Raw genomic sequence first — 15,769 nt, forward strand, 5'->3', positions numbered from 1 at the left:
TCACTAGGCCCTATGAACCCAGTCGATAAATAAAAAAACCCTGCGGAGGCGGCGGTGGCGGTCGCGCTGCAACGGATCCGCCCTGGTTTTTCGCATCTTTCAAGCTGTGAAATGAGAATGGCGCGACACCGGGAACGATGTCGCGCGATCAGTCAAAGTTCGCTAACGAAGTCCGGCTTTCAAAGGTTCTTTTGGAAGAAGTCGGTCAACTTGGCGAACGGAATCAGATCTGTCCGGTCATACAGGTCTACGTGACCGGCACCTGGAATGATGACCAGTTCCTTGGGCTGACCAGCAAGTTTGTACGCTTCCTCGCTAAATTCTCGAGAATGCGCCTTCTCGCCGGCAATAAACAGCATCGGGCGGGGCGAAATGGTCAAAATGTCGTTGAACGGGTAGAAGTTCATCTGCTTCACCTCCGCAGTAATCGGGCGATTGGTAGTGAGGTAGAGCGACGATCCCTTAGGAACAACTTCGCCTCGGGGAGTACGGTAAAAATCGAAGAACTCCCGCTCGATAGGACTAGCGCCCGGCCTCAGCGTTTCGAGCATTCCATCAACGTATTTTTTCTTGCCGCCCTGAAACTCCACGTAACGTTGCTCCGCAGCCGCAGCAATAAACTGCTTTCGCTGTTCGAGCGACTGGGAATGATTTAGCCCGTTGCGGTTGACGCCACCCATGTCGTACATACTGACCGTAGCAATGGCTTTCATCCTTGGGTCGATCTTCGCCGCGCTGACGACATAGCTGCCGCTCCCGCAGATGCCGAGAGCGCCAATCCTGCTCCTATCGACGAAAGGTCGGGTGCCGAGGAAATCAACCGAGGCCATGAATACTTCGGTATATATGTCGGACGAGACGCCATTACGCGGTTGACCTTCACTTTCGCCCCAGAACGAGAGATCGGGGGCCAAAGTCACGAACCCTTGCTCGGCAAGCTTCTGTGCATAGAGGTTCGCGCTTTGCTCCTTCACAGCACCGTTGGGATGGCCGACGACAATCGCCGGATACTTCTTGCTGCGATCCAAACCTTTCGGAATGAAGAGATTCGCAACAATCTTCATTTGATACTGGTTTTTTAAAGTGACTTTCTCAACAGTCAGCTTGTCGCTCTTGTAGAAATTGTCCGCGCCATTCGACATATCTTGGGCCATCGCAGTAAATGAGCTCACCAGGAGCGTAAAAAACAGTAGAAGCTTTCTCATAGACGCCTTCTTATGTGAACAAAAAATTGGGCAACGCTCGAGACGAAGAAAACGTAACGCTACGCGATGTCCTTTCTCCAAACGTCGATCAGGGCTTGCATCAAGCCTGTCGTCACGGCTGAGTTATGGCATGTGGTGATGCAACTCCCCGGAAAAATCACAGATGCGCTTCTGACTTTCGAGTTTCGCTGCCGACGTCCATGCATCAGTGCACGGGTGAGTCGTGATCGAGCGTCGTCCGGTTGCTGTCCGGCCACAGGAGTGAACCGACGGTCGTTGCTTGTCACGGTATCCCGAATAGAAGACATTCTCCTGTCGCTCACCGAGAACTGATATAGCAATCCGCTCGTTTTGTTGCCTAATCCGATGAGTCTCGATGCAGCAGGTACAAAACATCCGTCGCTGGAGTACAGTCGAGTCAAGGAGGTTTTTGCTGGGATGTCAAATCACAAAGTCAAGCGTGGCGACGCTGCGCCGCTTGCGGAGGAGCACGGTATGCTGGCTCGCGTCATCGGCAAGTGGGCGATGGAGCCTGCAGGAGATTGCGCGACACCGATCCCGAATCTCACGTTCTTTCGACGGGAAGCGCCGGCTCAGCCGTCGCCGTGCATCATCGAGCCCAGCATTGTTCTGGTTGTACAAGGAGTTAAGCAGATGCTTGTAGGCGGCGAAGCGTATCCCTACGACGCCTCGCGGTTCCTGATTGCCTCACTGGACCTGCCAGCAACGTCTGAAGTGGTCGCTGCCAGCCCAGAGCGGCCCTGTTTGGGACTAACCTTAATGCTTGACTTGCGGGTTCTCGCTGAGTTAATTGCGCAGTGCGGGCTGCCGCTATCGCGACCTCGCGCGGCAAGCAAGAGCGTTGGAATCAGTTCAGTAACGCCGGCTATCCTGAACCCATTGGGTCGTTTGCTGGATCTTCTGGACGAGCCGGATGCTATTCCTGTGCTTTCGCCGCTACTCCAGCGCGAAATTCACTATCGCCTGTTGATGAGCGATCAGTCCGCACTGCTTCGGCAAATCGCATCAGTGGATGCTCAAGGCCATCGGGTTGCGAAGGCGATTGCCTGGCTAAAGGCGAACTATGCGGTACCGCTCCGAATTGAGGAACTGGCGGCCCGGGTACGGATGAGTACGCCGACATTCCATCATCATTTCCGGCAACTGACGTCGATGAGCCCCTTGCAGTATCAGAAGTGGCTGAGACTGAATGAGGCAAAGCGACTTATGCTGAATGAGCATCTGGACGCGGCAAGTGCTGCTTTCCAGGTTGGCTATGAAAGCCCGTCCCAATTCAATCGAGAATACAGTCGCCTGTACGGCGCACCGCCCAAGCGAGACATCGCTGCGTTAAGGAATACCGCGCAGTCGAAACGGAGCAGGTGAACGCGTTGTAAGACGTGCATCGAAGCCCGATGATGTTATGGCGTGTGTCGCAACGCGGCGATCAGAGCCGACATTGCGCCAGACGGTTGTCTTCGACTCGGATAGTAAAGATGGTACCCAGCCCATAACGGGCACCACTCTTCGAGCGTCGGGATGAGGTGCCCCGCTTTCACATATGGCTGCGCCATGTCCTCTGGCACGTAAGCGACTCCAAGTCCCGCGACTGCTGCATCTAGGCAATCATAGATGCTGTTGTACATGACTTGTCCGCTAACCCGTACATTTATCTGTCGGCCTCGATTTTCGAACTCCCATGCCCAAATACCGCCGTATGTGGGCAATCGGAGATTCACGCAGTTGTGCTCCATCAGATCATTGGGCTTCCGCGGCATTGCGCGATTGCTGAAGTACTTTCTTGTAGCGACGACTGTGAAGCGAAGATCGGGCCCGATGCGCACGGCTATCATGTCCTGTGCAACCGATTCTCCAAGCCGGACGCCCGCATCATACTGGGCTGCAGCGATGTCGGTAAGGCCGTTGTCGACGGATAGCTCTAGCTTAATCCCTGGAAACTGTGGCAGGAATTTCTTCAATTTTGGTGCAAGGACCGAGCGGATAGGGTGGTCTGAAGCTGTGATCCGTATGGTCCCAGATGGGCTGTCTCGCAATTCCGAGAGCGCCTGCAATTCAGCGTCGATTTCCTCGAACTGGGGCGCCACAGTGCGAAGCAACCGTTCCCCGGCCTCTGTTGCAGACACATTTCTGGAGTTTCGAGCGAGCAGGCGTACGCCAAGAGTTTGTTCCAGTGTGCGAACCGAGTGACTTACAGCCGACTGCGAAAGCCCTAACTGAGCCGCAGCCCGTGTGAAGCTTTTTTCGCGCGCGACCGTGATAAACGCAGTGAGGCCGCTAAACGAGTCTCGAAGGGTGTTGTCATACATGCCTACTGGGCCCTCGTGTGGAAAATTCTGATACGAGCATCGAGATGCTCGACATCCGTCGTGTTGTCCGTCATTTAAGGCTCAGCGGAATCTGTACCGCGGCATCAGCCCGCCGCTTCGGCGGTAGCGCTCGATTGATGAATTTTGTCTATAGGTGTTAGCGAGATTCGAAGCTTACCGGCACCTTGCTTGGACTGTACAGTAGCTACCGATGTCTGCCGTTCCACCTCAGCGCAAGAGAGGCGAGTCTTGAATCAGTTCGCCCGGAGGCGATAGCAGCTCTGCCGAGGCACTCATCTTAATTTGGTCTTACGTCGGCCACAAGGTTGTCTGGCGAAGATCTCTACGTATCTGGAGAGGTCACTTTGAAACATAAACTGCATTGTCTGATTTCGGCCGTCGGATTGTTAATTTCCGCTTCGACGTTCGCGCAGACGCTACCTGAGCATGCTTTGACGCGTGCACAGGTCCGAGACGAGATGGTTCAATATTCAGCTGCCGGCTTCAATCCGGCTCGCCAGAATCCGAGGACCTGGGTGGATGACGCTCAGTCTGCATCGGCTAAGGTTGTGGCAGAGCGAGGCACATCAAGCCACGTAAATCAGTTGGCATCGCATGACGCAAGTCATTGCGATTAAAGTTCGCGCGGGTTTGTGCCAAATTGCGGAGTTATCCCTGTCATCCTCCGACGCGCTACACGGGGGCACACGAAAATCTCGTCAACTTCACGGTCCGGCTCATCCCAATTTTGGGCTTTGGGCCGGACCCATTCATTCGCTGTCCATCGCGACGACAAATCACCTGTCAAAGGATCCGATACGAGTCCCGCGTCCGATTCCAGGATAGCGGATCCTTCGTCACCGGAGTAGCTGCTGTAACAGGATTTTGACGTGGACAATCTTGACATGCTGGTTCTTAAGACCTCGCGGGACTGGCTTGAGGCGGGACACCGTATCATGTGCGTATTTCGGACGAAGGTGACCGGCCGTTTCGGGATCGTGACCGGCGATTTCGGCAACGTGACCGGCCGTTTCGGGAACGTGACCGAATGGACCGGACGACAGGACGGGCGTTGCGCATGACATCAACCACGCGAGCTATGCTTGCCGGCTTTTGCCGGAGAGAGCATGCCCGCGCACCGGATGAATATGCGCATGATCAAGGACGTTTTACGACTTAAGTTCGACGGCGGTTTCTCGCATGATCGAATCGCCGCGTCGCTTGGCATTTCCAAGGGCGTGGTCACGAAGTACGTCGGACTGGCGAGTGCCGCCGGGCTGGATTGGGCGAGCGCCTGTGATATGGACGAAGGCGAGCTCGAGCGACGGCTTCTTGGCAAGCCCACCGGACCAGCAGCCTATGCCCAGCCCGATTACGGTCGCATTCATCAAGAGCTGCGCCGCAAGGGTGTGACGCTGACGTTGTTGTGGGAGGAATATCAAGCGGAGTTCGCGAATCGGAAGACCTACCGCTATACACAGTTCTGCGAGCACTATAAGGCGTTCACGAAACGGCTGAAGCGCTCGATGCGGCAGATCCACCGTGCTGGCGAGAAGCTATTCGTCGACTTCGCCGGTCCCACATTGCCGTTGACCACAGGGCGCCGCGCGCACATCTTCGTGGCCGCCATGGGCGCATCGAGCTATACATTCGCATGCGCCACGCCGGCCGAGACGATGGAGGACTGGCTGAGTGGTATCGCCCGCGCGCTGAGCTTCTACGGCGGCGTCCCACAACTGATCGTGCCGGACAACCCGCGCGCGATGATTGCCGATCCCGATCGCTATGAACCTCGCGCGGGCGACACCGTGCTGGACTTCGCGCGTCACTACGGCACCTCATTTCTGCCTGCACGCGTTTATCGCCCGCAGGATAAGCCGAAGGTTGAAGTGGCGGTTCAGGTGGTCGAACGTTGGATCATGGCACGCCTGCGTCATCGCCAGTTCGAGTCGGTCCAGTCGGTGGACGACGCGATCCGCCCGCTACTGAAGAACTTGAACGAGCGCCCGTTTCAGAAGCTGCCGGGATGCCGCGCCAGCGCGTTCACCGAACTGGACGCGTCGGCCTTGCAGCCGCTGCCGGCGCAGCCGTATGAACTCGCGCGGTTCAAAGCGGTGACGGTCCACATCGACTACCACATCGAGATCGATAAACATCGCTACAGCGTTCCGCACGCGCTCGTTGGACTCAAGCTCGATGCGCGCATCACAGCGGGTGCCATCGAGTTGTTGCATCGCGGTCGCCGTGTGGCCAGCCATGCCCGCAACGATCGCGTGGGAGGCTACACCACCGTCGTCGAGCACATGCCGGCGGCACACCGCGCCCATCTCGAATGGACTCCGCAGCGGCTTATCCACTGGGGTCAGCAGATTGGCGGCGCCACCGGCGCTCTCGTCGCGCGGCTTTTGCAGGAACAGCGACATCCTGAGCACGGCTATCGGGCGTGCCTTGGGTTGCTCTCGCTCTCACGTCGCTATGGTCGCGACCGTCTCGAAGCGGCGTGTGCGTTGGCGCTCGAACTGGGTGTGCATCGTTACCGCCACGTGCGCGACATCCTGGTCAACAACCGCGACCGCGCGGCTGCGACCACGCCTGTCGAATGGGTCAGTCCGAGTCACGCGCATGTACGCGGCCCCAGCTACTACCAATAAAGAGAACCCGCCATGATGATGCAACAAACCTTGAGCCAACTACGCGCCCTTAAGCTGGATGGGTTCGCTGACGGATTAGAAGAGCAACTAACGCAGCCCGGAACGGCGGCCCTAAGCTTCGAGGAACGCCTGTCGTTGCTGGTCGACCGGGAAGCAAGTTGGCGCGATGATCGTCGCCGCACCCGACTGCTCAAGCAAGCACGCCTGAAGTATCCGCAGGCCGTCATCGAAGATCTCGACACTCGCGCTGGTCGAGGCGTGGACCCACGTTCGCTCACGAGCCTAGCTCTCGGCGACTGGGTCGAGTCGGGATACAGCCTGCTCATTAGCGGCCCAACCGGCGCGGGTAAATCATGGCTCGCTTGCGCCCTCGCGCAGTATGCCTGCCGACGCGGGCACTCCGCGTTGTACCTACGCGTGCCGCGCCTCGGCGAGGAACTGCGCGTCCTCCACGGCAACGGCGGCTTCACCAAATGGTTGCTGCAGGTTGCTCGCGTTGATGTTCTCCTGCTGGACGATTGGGGAATGGCTCCGCTCGACGCGATGGTTCGAAACGATTTGCTCGAGATGATTGATGACCGATCTGCCGGCAAAGCCACGATCGTGACCAGCCAGCTACCAATTGAACACTGGCATGGCTGGATAGGCGACGAGACCATCGCCGACGCAATGCTTGATCGCCTCATGCAGCGTCATCACCGCATCAAACTGACGGGTGAATCGCTGAGAAAAGCATCTCCGAAGCCCAGCGTGCTGGAACCAGAACTCGACCAAAACTAGCGAGGAAATCTACAATCGACACCGCGCAACGCCCGACCTTGCCGAATCGGTCACGTTCCCGAAATCGGCGGTCACGTTCGCCGAAATACGCATCATGCTCGCGACTGTGACTCGGACGTGGGGTTCGTCTCCACGCCCGGTTGGCGCCATGATGGTTCTGCGGGAAGACGGGCAAGCAGTCGGGAGCGTATCCGGAGGCTGCGTCCAAGACGATCTGATAGATCGTTATACCACCGTAAATCGCGGCGTTGGGATGCCGTCGCTCGCTACGGACACAGTGCGTTACGGCGTGCCGGCGGACGAGGCACACCGTTTCGGCCTTCCCTGTGGCGGCACGATTGAGCTTGTCCTGGAGTTCGCGCCATCCCTGGAGGTGCTCCAATGCCTTGTTGAACGGCTGCAGGCGGGTGGGCTCGTCAGCCGCTCAGTGCGCTTGCTCGACGGACGTGTTCATCTTGACTATCCGACAGTCTCGGAACCTTTATCGTTCGACGGAAAGACCCTGACGACTACTCATGGCCCCGCGTTTCGGATGTTGCTCATCGGAGCAGGCGCTCTTGCTGAGTACGTTTGCGACGATGGCATTGTTCAACGGGTTTAAGGTTGCGGTCAGCGACCCGAGAGTTGAATATATGAAATCTTGGAGTGTCGCCGGCGTCGAAAGACTTACGTATATGCCGGACGATGCAGTCACAGCCTTTCGGCCGGACCATAGAACTTGCATTCTCACGCTGAGCCACGATCCGAAGCTTGATGACCTCGCACTCCTTGAGGCTTTGCGCAGCCCCGCGTTTTTCATTGGTACCATTGGGTCCCGATCGAACAGCAAGGCACGGCGTGAGCGGTTGATGACCTACTGCGGACAAACTCAGGAATCGCTCGTGCGTCTCGGGGAACCAGTTGGAATTTACATGGGCAGCAAGACGCCGGCCGAGATCGGGGTGAGCATAATGGCGGAAGTTATCGCTGCAAAAAACGACGTGCGGTTATGGTTGTCTGTCGCCAGGGCCAAAGATCAACTAGATGTGAGCGCCCAGCAGATGTGGGCGAGTTCATCTCGCATCTTTGTCCGACACCGGGCTGAGGAGATCGTGCGTCAAAAAATAACGTGCGATTCGTTTCACACGGGAACCAACAATCTCACGTTGACCACGTTCGACATTCGGCTCGATCTTGGCCAGTAGTTCCATTGCATGACCGCATTGGCCGATAGCCACGTAGGACCCGTCGGTTCCAGGAAAACACGCGCAGAAGGCGTTGCTCAATAGGCGCGCTGAGCGCACTTGCCGCTAGAGCAAATAAACCCGAGACGGACAGTGTCGCTCCGGCTGTATCGATATATCCGCGTAGCTCTGATACGAGTGGTGTCAGTAGGCTAACGCAGGAGATTTTTGCCACGAGCAACAGCAAGATCCAAACTGCAACTGTTCCGAGCCTGCTCGATAGTCGACGGTGAAAATAGCTGTGAGTGATCGTCAGACGCAGCATGGCAAGCTCCTTATGCAGAAAAGTCCTCGAAATGCGAAAGTTGGGAAACGGCTTGAACCGCGACTGGTGGAACTGCGGCATCACCAAAATTTTACCCTCGATCTTCACTTGGATGAGGGCCGCCTGATTACTAGGCTCTATGAGCCGGAGTGTTTAATAAGGTGCGTTGACTGCCGAAATCCCGAAGGGCAGCAGAAGAGCGTGGTCGCTCGCGACGGACTGACATTCACCGCTGGATGCGTAGAATAGGCATATCTCGTCGATACCGTTTTTCCGAGACCCGCCGAATCAGAGGGAACCGGGACGACGCGTCGCAGTCGCCATCGGACGCGAGAGTGCAACGCATCAGGATCACCGGGGATGCCTCGTGCGATGCAATAAGTGGAGCTAGACGCTTTCACTAAGGGCGGCCGACTGGCTCCAAGCCCGAAGGCGGGCACTGATGAGCAGTTTGGGGCGAAAGCCGACCGCCTGCAACCACTCCTTCCGCCCCAGCCATCCGAATAATCCTGCGAAAGCAGTGATTGCTTTACATGTCCTCCAGCAGAAACGCCGCCGCTCGTTCACCGATCATGATTGCAGTTGCATTCGTAGGGCTCGAGACAATAGACGGCATGATTGACGCGTCCGCGATGCGCAATCCGTCAAGTCCGTGCAGCCGCAACTTCGCGTCTACAACAGCATCTTCGCCTGAACCCATTTTGCACGTTCCAACAGGATGGTAAACCGAACTGGCTGTGGCGCGGATATAGCCCAGCAACTCCTCGTCTGACTCAACGTTCGGCCCCGGTCTTTCTTCGCACTCGATTTCTCCCCGCAGCGGTTCGGCAGCCGCGATCCGGCGTGCCGCGCGAAGACCAGCCAACATGGTTGTCCGATCGCTTTCAGCTTCGAGATAGTTTGGCTCGATCAGTGGCGCGTCTTTCGGATTAGGAGATTGCGGGCGGACGGTACCGCGACTATCGGGACGGAGCAGACAACTGGCAATCGTGAATCCAGGAAAACGATCCAGTCCATTTCGAAGGTCCGCACTCGTAAACGGCATCACGAAGTACATGATGTCCGGTCTATCCAGTTCGGCGCGAGTGCGAATGAATCCCCCTGTCTGGCCTCCAGCAGAAGCCAGGGGCCCGCGCCGGAGTAACGCATATTTCACCCCCATTTTGACGACGCCCACCGGACTACGCATTTGCGTATTGAGAGTAGGGAGGCGCCGACTGCGAATTACAAGACGTGCCTGGAGATGGTCCTGAAGATTCGCGCCGACTCCCGTCAGTTCATGCTTTAGCTTGATGCCAGCGTCATGCAACCACTCGGCTCGGCCGATCCCGGAGCGCTGAAGAATGGCGGGAGAATTTAATGCACCCGCCGAGAGGACGACCGCTCGCCTGGCCTGGACTGAAATCGATTTACCGTGAGAAGAGTAGGTGAGTCCTGTAACCCGGCCGCTCTCAATCGTGAGTCGCTCCACTTCTGCGTTGGTTCTCACGTGCACGTTCGGTCGGCGTTCTGCCTGACGCAGAAATGCCACCGCACTGCTTACCCGCCTCCCATTGCGTGCAGTCACTTGGAAGGAACCCACGCCTTCCTGAGACGCTCCGTTAAAATCGGGGTTCCGAACAAAGCCGACAGCCGCTGCGCTGTCGACGAACGCGGTGCTCAGCGGGTGGCATTCCATCACGTCATACACACTGAGTGGCCCGTTGGCACCGTGGAACGCATTCGCACCGTGTTCATGATTCTCCGATTTACGAAAGAACGGTAGGACGTCGTCATAGCCCCAGCCTACATTTCCTTCATCTCGCCAGCTATCAAAGTCCTGTGCTTGCCCCCTCGAGTACACAAGACCGTTAATTGAACTGGAACCGCCCAAAACCTTCCCGCAAGGCGCAAAGAGCGCGCGACTATTCAGTTCGGAAGACGGTTGCGTGGAGAAACACCAGTTAACCTTTGTATTGAAGAAGGTCTTGCCGAAACCCAGCGGGATATGGATCCACGGATATGAATCTCGTGGTCCCGCCTCCAGAACAAGGATGGTGTCTCGCCCGCTCTCGCTGAGCCGGGCGGCCACTGCGCAACCAGCCGAACCGGCTCCAACGATAATGTAATCAAAGCTCTCCATTTTACTCTCTCAGCGGTGATCGACCAGCGGCGAATGGATTTGATCCATTGTGCTTTTTTATCCTCAACGCTGAAGGAACGCGTTCTCGCGAGCAGAAGGCGCTGCTGAAATCATGACGCTTTTGGTCTCGAGGTACGCACTGACCGCTTCGAGTCCGCTTTCACGGCCGAGGCCCGAGTGCTTCATGCCACCGATGGGTACCATGCAGCTATAGGCACGGTAAGTATTTACCCAGACCATGCCTGCTCGCAAAGCCTTTGACATACGCAGAGCACGTCCCATGTTTTGGGTCCACACACCGGCTGCGAGCCCATAGATAATATCATTGCCCAGGTCGATGGCGTCATCTTCAGTATCAAACCCGATGATTGACAACATTGGCCCAAACACTTCCTCCTGTGCGATGCGCATTTTGTTTGTGACGTCAGTGAAAATCGTGGGTTGGACAAACATGCCGCCTTTAAGCCCCGGTCCAGTAGCCGCTGCACCACCCAGGATGCAACGAGCGCCTTCGGATTTCGCAAGGTCAATGTACTGCATCACCTTTTCGAACTGAGGTGGTGTCGCAATCGGGCCGATTTCTGTTTCTGGGCTCATTGGATCGCCCAGCTTCAAATTTCCCGCCATTGTCAGCAGGCGTTCTGTAAATTCCGGCTTGATCGAGTTTTGTACCAACAACCGCGAGCCCGCTGTGCACATCTGTCCCGTAGCGCCGAAGATGCCTGCGACTACGCCGACGCATGCTTCATCGAGGTCGGCGTCCTCGAACACGATGTTGGGCGACTTACCCCCAAGCTCCATGGAGACACGCTTCATGCCGCGAGCTGCTGCCTCGTAGACCATGGCGCCGGTCTTGTCAGATCCTGTGAATGTGACCTTCGCAACGTCGGGGTGCTCTACAAGGGGAGACCCGATCTCCTTGCCAAGGCCTGTGACCACATTGATTACGCCGTCGGGAAGACCCGCCTGCTTTGTCAAAGCTGCGAATTCAAGAGAGCTTGCCGAAGCAAACTCGGACGGCTTAAGCACAACCGCGCACCCAGCGGCGAGTGCCGGGGCGCACTTCAGGGCGAAAAATGCGAGTGGCGAATTCCATGCCGTCAATGCAGCGACGACGCCGACCGGCTCGCGCAGAGTCATGGCGAGCATATCGGCCTTATCGACCGGGATCACTGAGCCCTCGAGCTTATCGGCCAAGCCGGAAAAGTAGTACCAGTGCTCAGGTAGGTACTTCAACTGGCCCCGCATTTCGGCCAAGATTTTGCCGTTATCACGCGATTCGATCTCTGACAGAAGCTGAGCGTTGTGAGGGGCTGCGAGCAAGTCACCAATGCGTCGCAGAATCTGTCCACGCTGCGATGCCGTCATTGTGGCCCACGGGCCGCTGTACATCGCGTGTCGAGCGGCAGTCACCGCGCGGTCTGCATCCCGCGAATTCCCTCGAGCGATGCGTGCCCAAACTGTGCCGTGGTAAGGATCCAACGTATCCAGCCATTGACCACTGGAAGGAGCGACGTGTTCTCCGTTGATCCAATGCTGATAAGTCTTCATAGTTCGAGTTCCCGTTTAACGGATAGAAAAGACCGAATATCTGTTCGTCGGAAGGGGCAGGAGAGTCAAGTCCTGTAGGCCCCCTACGTTCTTCGAGTGCTACGCTCACCCGCAACAGTTGAAGCACATATCATCCGGATTTTGGCGATGTACCTGGAACGCTTGATCTGCTGTGCAATCGGACTGCGTTCAATGTGCGCCAAGATAGGCTGCGCGCACCTTGGGTGCCTTTAAAAGCTCGCGGCCAGTTCCTTCAAGAGTGATGCTGCCGGTTTCGAGAACGTAGGCGCGATCTGCAACGGCTAGAGCCTGATTCGCCATTTGCTCTACGAGCAAGATCGTTAAGCCTAGGTCTCGAAGCTCTCGAATGGTGTGGAAGATATCTTGGATTACCAGAGGTGCGAGCCCGAGTGAAGGTTCATCCAGGAGCAAGAGGCGGGGCGAACTCATCAGTGCGCGAGCGATGGCGAGCATCTGCTGCTCTCCGCCGGAGAGAGTCCCTGCGAGTTGTGTCTGGCGCTCCCTGAGGCGCGGGAACATCGTGAAGAAGCGCTCCATTCTTCGCTCTAGCGCGTCTTGGTCATGGTGGGAGGCATATGCTCCGAGTATGAGATTGTCTCTCACGCTTTGATCAGAAAATACTTGACGCCCTTCGGGAGACAACGCGACGCCCATACCAAGGCGTCTATGTGCTGGCACACGACTGGCGTCTTGCCCATCAATCAGGATTCGGCCGCCGTCAAGCGGTTCCAGGCCGACGACAGACTTCAGCAACGTACTTTTTCCGGCCCCGTTCGCGCCGATGATGGTGACGACTTCTCCTTCCTTGACCGCTAGCGATACACCGCGTAGAGCCTGGATAGCGCCATACGAGACTTGAACAGATTCTAAGGTGAGCATATTTCCCTCGTTTGCTTACGCCGCTTCTGCGCTGGCATCGACGCCAAGATAGGCCTCAATCACGCGAGAATTCGCCTGCACGTCGGTAGGTGTACCTTCGGCGATCTTCACTCCGTAGTCGAGGACAATCACATGATCTGAAATTGACATGACCAGATCCATGTGATGCTCGACCATCAAGATAGTGACGCCGACATCACGAATGCGTACCAGGAGCTCGCCTAACTCGGCGGTTTCCTGCGGGTTAAGTCCCGCGGCAGGTTCATCTAGCAGAAGAAGCCGAGGCTCGGTTGCCAACGCGCGCGCTAGTTCAACGCGCCTCTGGAGACCATAAGGAAGGCAGCCCGCAGGGGCATCGGAAAGGCTAGACAATCCGACCAGCTTGAGGATGGCGAGTGCCTGCGCACATGCGGTCATCTCTTCAGTCCGCGCCACCGGCAAGGACAGTAGCGATGACCAGAAGCCGTTTTTCATTCGACTGTGTCGGCCTAACATTACATTGTCCAGTACCGACAATTCGCCGAACAAACGCAGATTCTGGAACGTGCGCCCGATTCCTCGTTCACAAATCGCATGTACTTGTTCACCACCGATCGCCGCCCCGCAGAACCAGATGGTGCCTTTGTCAGGATCAATTACTCCGGTCAGCATATTGAGCATCGTGCTTTTTCCGGCTCCATTGGGGCCGATTAAGGCGTGGATATGTCCAAACTGCAGGGAAAATGAGACGTTTTGAGCCGGATGCACGCCGCCATATGATTTCGACACCTGGTCCACCTCAAGTAACTTGGATCCACGCTCGTGAGCAGCCATCACTGGAGGGACCCACACGAGAGACGTCTTGACCACTTTGTCTGACAACCTCACGGGCGCACGCTTGCGCAAGATGCCAGACAACACTCCAGCCAGACCCGTCGGCATGATGTACAGAGCAAACAATAAAAGCGCTCCGTACACGAAGTGCTGCAGCGACGGCCAGCGAGCCAGGAGGGCATCGATTAACACCAGGAGCACGCTGCCAATCAGCGGCCCGATGAGCGACTGCGATCCGCCGAAAAGCACAACGAGCAGAATGAAGATCGACAGATCTAAGTTGATGAAGTCCGAGTTGAAGTACTGGTTCTGCTGGGCAACGAGGGCGCCGCCGATTCCGCAAGTCACCGCTGCGATAACGAAAGCGAGCATTTTGGCTCTGTACACATCTACGCCCACAGCTGCAGATGCGATTTCGTCGGCTTGAAGGGACAGCAATGCCCTGCCGAAACGTCCGCGAAGCAAATTCCGGAGCAACAGATGTGTCACTAAACACAGGCCTATTCCAAACAAGACCCATTGCAGGTTTGAGAACGGGATACCCGAAAGGGTTAGTGGCTTAATACTGTATAACCCTTGTGGGCCACCGAAGACCTCCGTCCATTCAGATACGAGTTTTTCGACAACGATGCCAAAGGCGAGGGTGACCATCGCAAGGTACGGACCTTTGACACGGAGCGACGGTAGCGCAATCAGAATGCCGCATAGACCCGCGGTGAGAGCGGAGACGGCGAGCGCAAGCCAGGGATTCAGATCGAGGCTCGTAGTCAGGAGCGCGGCTGTGTAGGCTCCAGTTGCGAATAATCCCGCCTGCCCTAATGATTTTTGACCGGCGTAACCAACAAGAACATTCATGCCTGCCGAGCACATGTAGTACACGCACATCATGAACATGATGCGCAAGTAATAGTCGTTGTCTAAAAACCACGCTAGACCGGCGGCTGCGCCTGCGATAAGGAAGCACGCTGCGAGATGATTCGTGTGTTTCATACCTTCTCCACGAATTTCGCGCCTAGAAGGCCGTTTGGACGGATTGCGAGAACGAGGATCACTAGCAGAAAAACGACGATTTCGCGCCATTGCGCTTGCCACAGATTGACCAGTGACTCAAGGACGCCGAGCAGGAAGCCTCCGAAAACACAGCCACGAGGGCTCGACAAACCACCAATGATGGCCCCGGAGAACCCCTTGAGTCCTATCATCAAACCCATGAAGATCGAAACCGAAGTGATCGGTGCGAGTAAAATGCCGCTTAGTCCAGCGAGCGCCGAGCTGACGAAGAATGCACCAACCATCACCGCTGTCACATTGATGCCCATCAAGCTCGCTACCTGTTTGTTATGTGCGACGGCGCGCATGGCCTTTCCGATCATCGTCTTGCGCATGACCATGTCGAAAATGATCATGACCAGTAGCGCGACCACAAGCACGAGAAGTTCCTGTGGCCTGATACCAGCTCCAAAAAATCGGATAACGCTGTCGCCGAGGGGCGGCGGTACCGTCATCGTGCCGGGTCCCCAAATCGCTAGGCCTAAGCTCCGCAAGATGATGCCAAAGCCAATCGTGCTCATTACCCATGACATCCCAACTTTGCCGGCGAACGGACGAACTGCCACGGCGTAGATGAGTGCGCCTAACAGGCCCACGACTCCGATCACTACAAGCACTGCTAACCCCTGTTGCCAGCCATGCAATATCTCACCGCTCAGGCTTGCATTGATCGGTTTGCCGAGAAGGATTAGTAAGACGCTCAATCCTGCGAACGCACCGGCCGACACAAAATCTCCATGAGAGAAATTGAGGGTTTTCGTGGTTGTAAACGTAATGTTGAATCCCAACGCAACCAGCGCGTAAGCGCCTCCAACCGCAAGGCCACTTATCAGTGCCTGCAACAGTTCGGTCATCTTTGGTTCCTCCTGTAGGAAACCGGTG

The 15,769-nt window shown here is 56.6% G+C and carries 12 protein-coding genes and 1 pseudogene; 6 read left to right on the forward strand and 7 right to left on the reverse strand.

Features of this window, described 5'->3' with window-relative positions; translation table 11 throughout:
* Nucleotides 1–179 precede the first annotated feature (179 nt).
* Nucleotides 180–1,205 (reverse strand): alpha/beta hydrolase, encoded by a 1,026-nt coding sequence (locus ABIE53_RS27470; RefSeq protein ID WP_192699147.1) that lies wholly within the window; start codon nucleotides 1,203–1,205, stop codon nucleotides 180–182.
* Nucleotides 1,206–1,643: 438 nt separating this feature from the next.
* Between ABIE53_RS27470 and ABIE53_RS27475 the strand changes: the two genes are divergently transcribed.
* Nucleotides 1,644–2,591 (forward strand): AraC family transcriptional regulator, encoded by a 948-nt coding sequence (locus ABIE53_RS27475; protein WP_192699450.1) that lies wholly within the window; start codon nucleotides 1,644–1,646, stop codon nucleotides 2,589–2,591.
* 35 nt (nucleotides 2,592–2,626) lie between these two features.
* On the opposite strand, the gene ABIE53_RS27480 is transcribed toward ABIE53_RS27475, so the two are convergent.
* Complete coding sequence (locus tag ABIE53_RS27480; RefSeq protein ID WP_192699146.1) at nucleotides 2,627–3,532, reverse strand: LysR family transcriptional regulator; 906 nt, start codon at nucleotides 3,530–3,532, stop codon at nucleotides 2,627–2,629.
* Between the two features lie 365 nt (nucleotides 3,533–3,897).
* Here ABIE53_RS27480 and ABIE53_RS27485 point away from each other — a divergent pair, with 365 nt between their 5' ends.
* The 5 genes and pseudogenes from ABIE53_RS27485 to ABIE53_RS27505 all read left to right on the forward strand — a co-directional run.
* Nucleotides 3,898–4,170, forward strand: coding sequence for a DUF4148 domain-containing protein (locus tag ABIE53_RS27485; protein WP_310076521.1), 273 nt, complete (start codon nucleotides 3,898–3,900; stop codon nucleotides 4,168–4,170).
* A gap of 252 nt (nucleotides 4,171–4,422) precedes the next feature.
* Nucleotides 4,423–4,614, forward strand: coding sequence for a hypothetical protein (locus tag ABIE53_RS27490; RefSeq protein WP_192699476.1), 192 nt, complete (start codon nucleotides 4,423–4,425; stop codon nucleotides 4,612–4,614).
* A 45-nt stretch (nucleotides 4,615–4,659) separates the two neighbouring features.
* A complete protein-coding gene (gene istA, locus ABIE53_RS27495) occupies nucleotides 4,660–6,183 on the forward strand; it encodes an IS21 family transposase (RefSeq protein WP_192699145.1) in 1,524 nt (507 codons plus the stop codon).
* A 12-nt stretch (nucleotides 6,184–6,195) separates the two neighbouring features.
* Nucleotides 6,196–6,963 (forward strand): IS21-like element helper ATPase IstB, encoded by a 768-nt coding sequence (gene istB / locus ABIE53_RS27500; RefSeq protein WP_192699144.1) that lies wholly within the window; start codon nucleotides 6,196–6,198, stop codon nucleotides 6,961–6,963.
* 85 nt (nucleotides 6,964–7,048) lie between these two features.
* Nucleotides 7,049–7,994, forward strand: a pseudogene (locus ABIE53_RS27505) (XdhC family protein); the annotation flags it as partial.
* A 986-nt stretch (nucleotides 7,995–8,980) separates the two neighbouring features.
* Here ABIE53_RS27505 and ABIE53_RS27510 read toward each other — a convergent pair.
* The 5 genes from ABIE53_RS27510 to ABIE53_RS27530 form a co-directional block, all read right to left on the reverse strand.
* Nucleotides 8,981–10,573: a GMC family oxidoreductase gene (locus ABIE53_RS27510; protein ID WP_192699143.1), complete on the reverse strand. Its 1,593-nt coding sequence runs from the start codon at nucleotides 10,571–10,573 to the stop codon at nucleotides 8,981–8,983.
* Between the two features lie 63 nt (nucleotides 10,574–10,636).
* On the reverse strand, nucleotides 10,637–12,124 hold the full coding sequence (locus ABIE53_RS27515) for an aldehyde dehydrogenase (protein ID WP_192699142.1): 1,488 nt from the start codon (nucleotides 12,122–12,124) through the stop codon (nucleotides 10,637–10,639).
* A gap of 189 nt (nucleotides 12,125–12,313) precedes the next feature.
* Complete coding sequence (locus ABIE53_RS27520; RefSeq protein WP_192699141.1) at nucleotides 12,314–13,024, reverse strand: ABC transporter ATP-binding protein; 711 nt, start codon at nucleotides 13,022–13,024, stop codon at nucleotides 12,314–12,316.
* A gap of 15 nt (nucleotides 13,025–13,039) precedes the next feature.
* Complete coding sequence (locus tag ABIE53_RS27525; protein WP_192699140.1) at nucleotides 13,040–14,827, reverse strand: branched-chain amino acid ABC transporter ATP-binding protein/permease; 1,788 nt, start codon at nucleotides 14,825–14,827, stop codon at nucleotides 13,040–13,042.
* Complete coding sequence (locus tag ABIE53_RS27530; protein WP_192699139.1) at nucleotides 14,824–15,741, reverse strand: branched-chain amino acid ABC transporter permease; 918 nt, start codon at nucleotides 15,739–15,741, stop codon at nucleotides 14,824–14,826. Before ABIE53_RS27530 ends, ABIE53_RS27525 begins: the two co-directional genes overlap by 4 nt.
* Nucleotides 15,742–15,769: the final 28 nt, after the last annotated feature.

The sequence above is a fragment of the Paraburkholderia sp. OAS925 genome (assembly GCF_040543975.1).
Lineage (GTDB): Bacteria > Pseudomonadota > Gammaproteobacteria > Burkholderiales > Burkholderiaceae > Paraburkholderia > Paraburkholderia graminis.

Bases quoted from the DNA above. Each gene is read 5' to 3' on its own strand.
- istA (WP_192699145.1), top strand. From the start codon at position 4,660: ATGCCCGCGCACCGGATGAATATGCGCATGATCAAGGACGTTTTACGA.
- ABIE53_RS27480 (WP_192699146.1), bottom strand. From the start codon at position 3,532: ATGTATGACAACACCCTTCGAGACTCGTTTAGCGGCCTCACTGCGTTT.
- ABIE53_RS27510 (WP_192699143.1), bottom strand. From the start codon at position 10,573: ATGGAGAGCTTTGATTACATTATCGTTGGAGCCGGTTCGGCTGGTTGC.
- ABIE53_RS27515 (WP_192699142.1), bottom strand. From the start codon at position 12,124: ATGAAGACTTATCAGCATTGGATCAACGGAGAACACGTCGCTCCTTCC.
- ABIE53_RS27530 (WP_192699139.1), bottom strand. From the start codon at position 15,741: ATGACCGAACTGTTGCAGGCACTGATAAGTGGCCTTGCGGTTGGAGGC.
- istB (WP_192699144.1), top strand. From the start codon at position 6,196: ATGATGATGCAACAAACCTTGAGCCAACTACGCGCCCTTAAGCTGGAT.
- ABIE53_RS27470 (WP_192699147.1), bottom strand. From the start codon at position 1,205: ATGAGAAAGCTTCTACTGTTTTTTACGCTCCTGGTGAGCTCATTTACT.
- ABIE53_RS27475 (WP_192699450.1), top strand. From the start codon at position 1,644: ATGTCAAATCACAAAGTCAAGCGTGGCGACGCTGCGCCGCTTGCGGAG.
- ABIE53_RS27525 (WP_192699140.1), bottom strand. From the start codon at position 14,827: ATGAAACACACGAATCATCTCGCAGCGTGCTTCCTTATCGCAGGCGCA.
- ABIE53_RS27520 (WP_192699141.1), bottom strand. From the start codon at position 13,024: ATGCTCACCTTAGAATCTGTTCAAGTCTCGTATGGCGCTATCCAGGCT.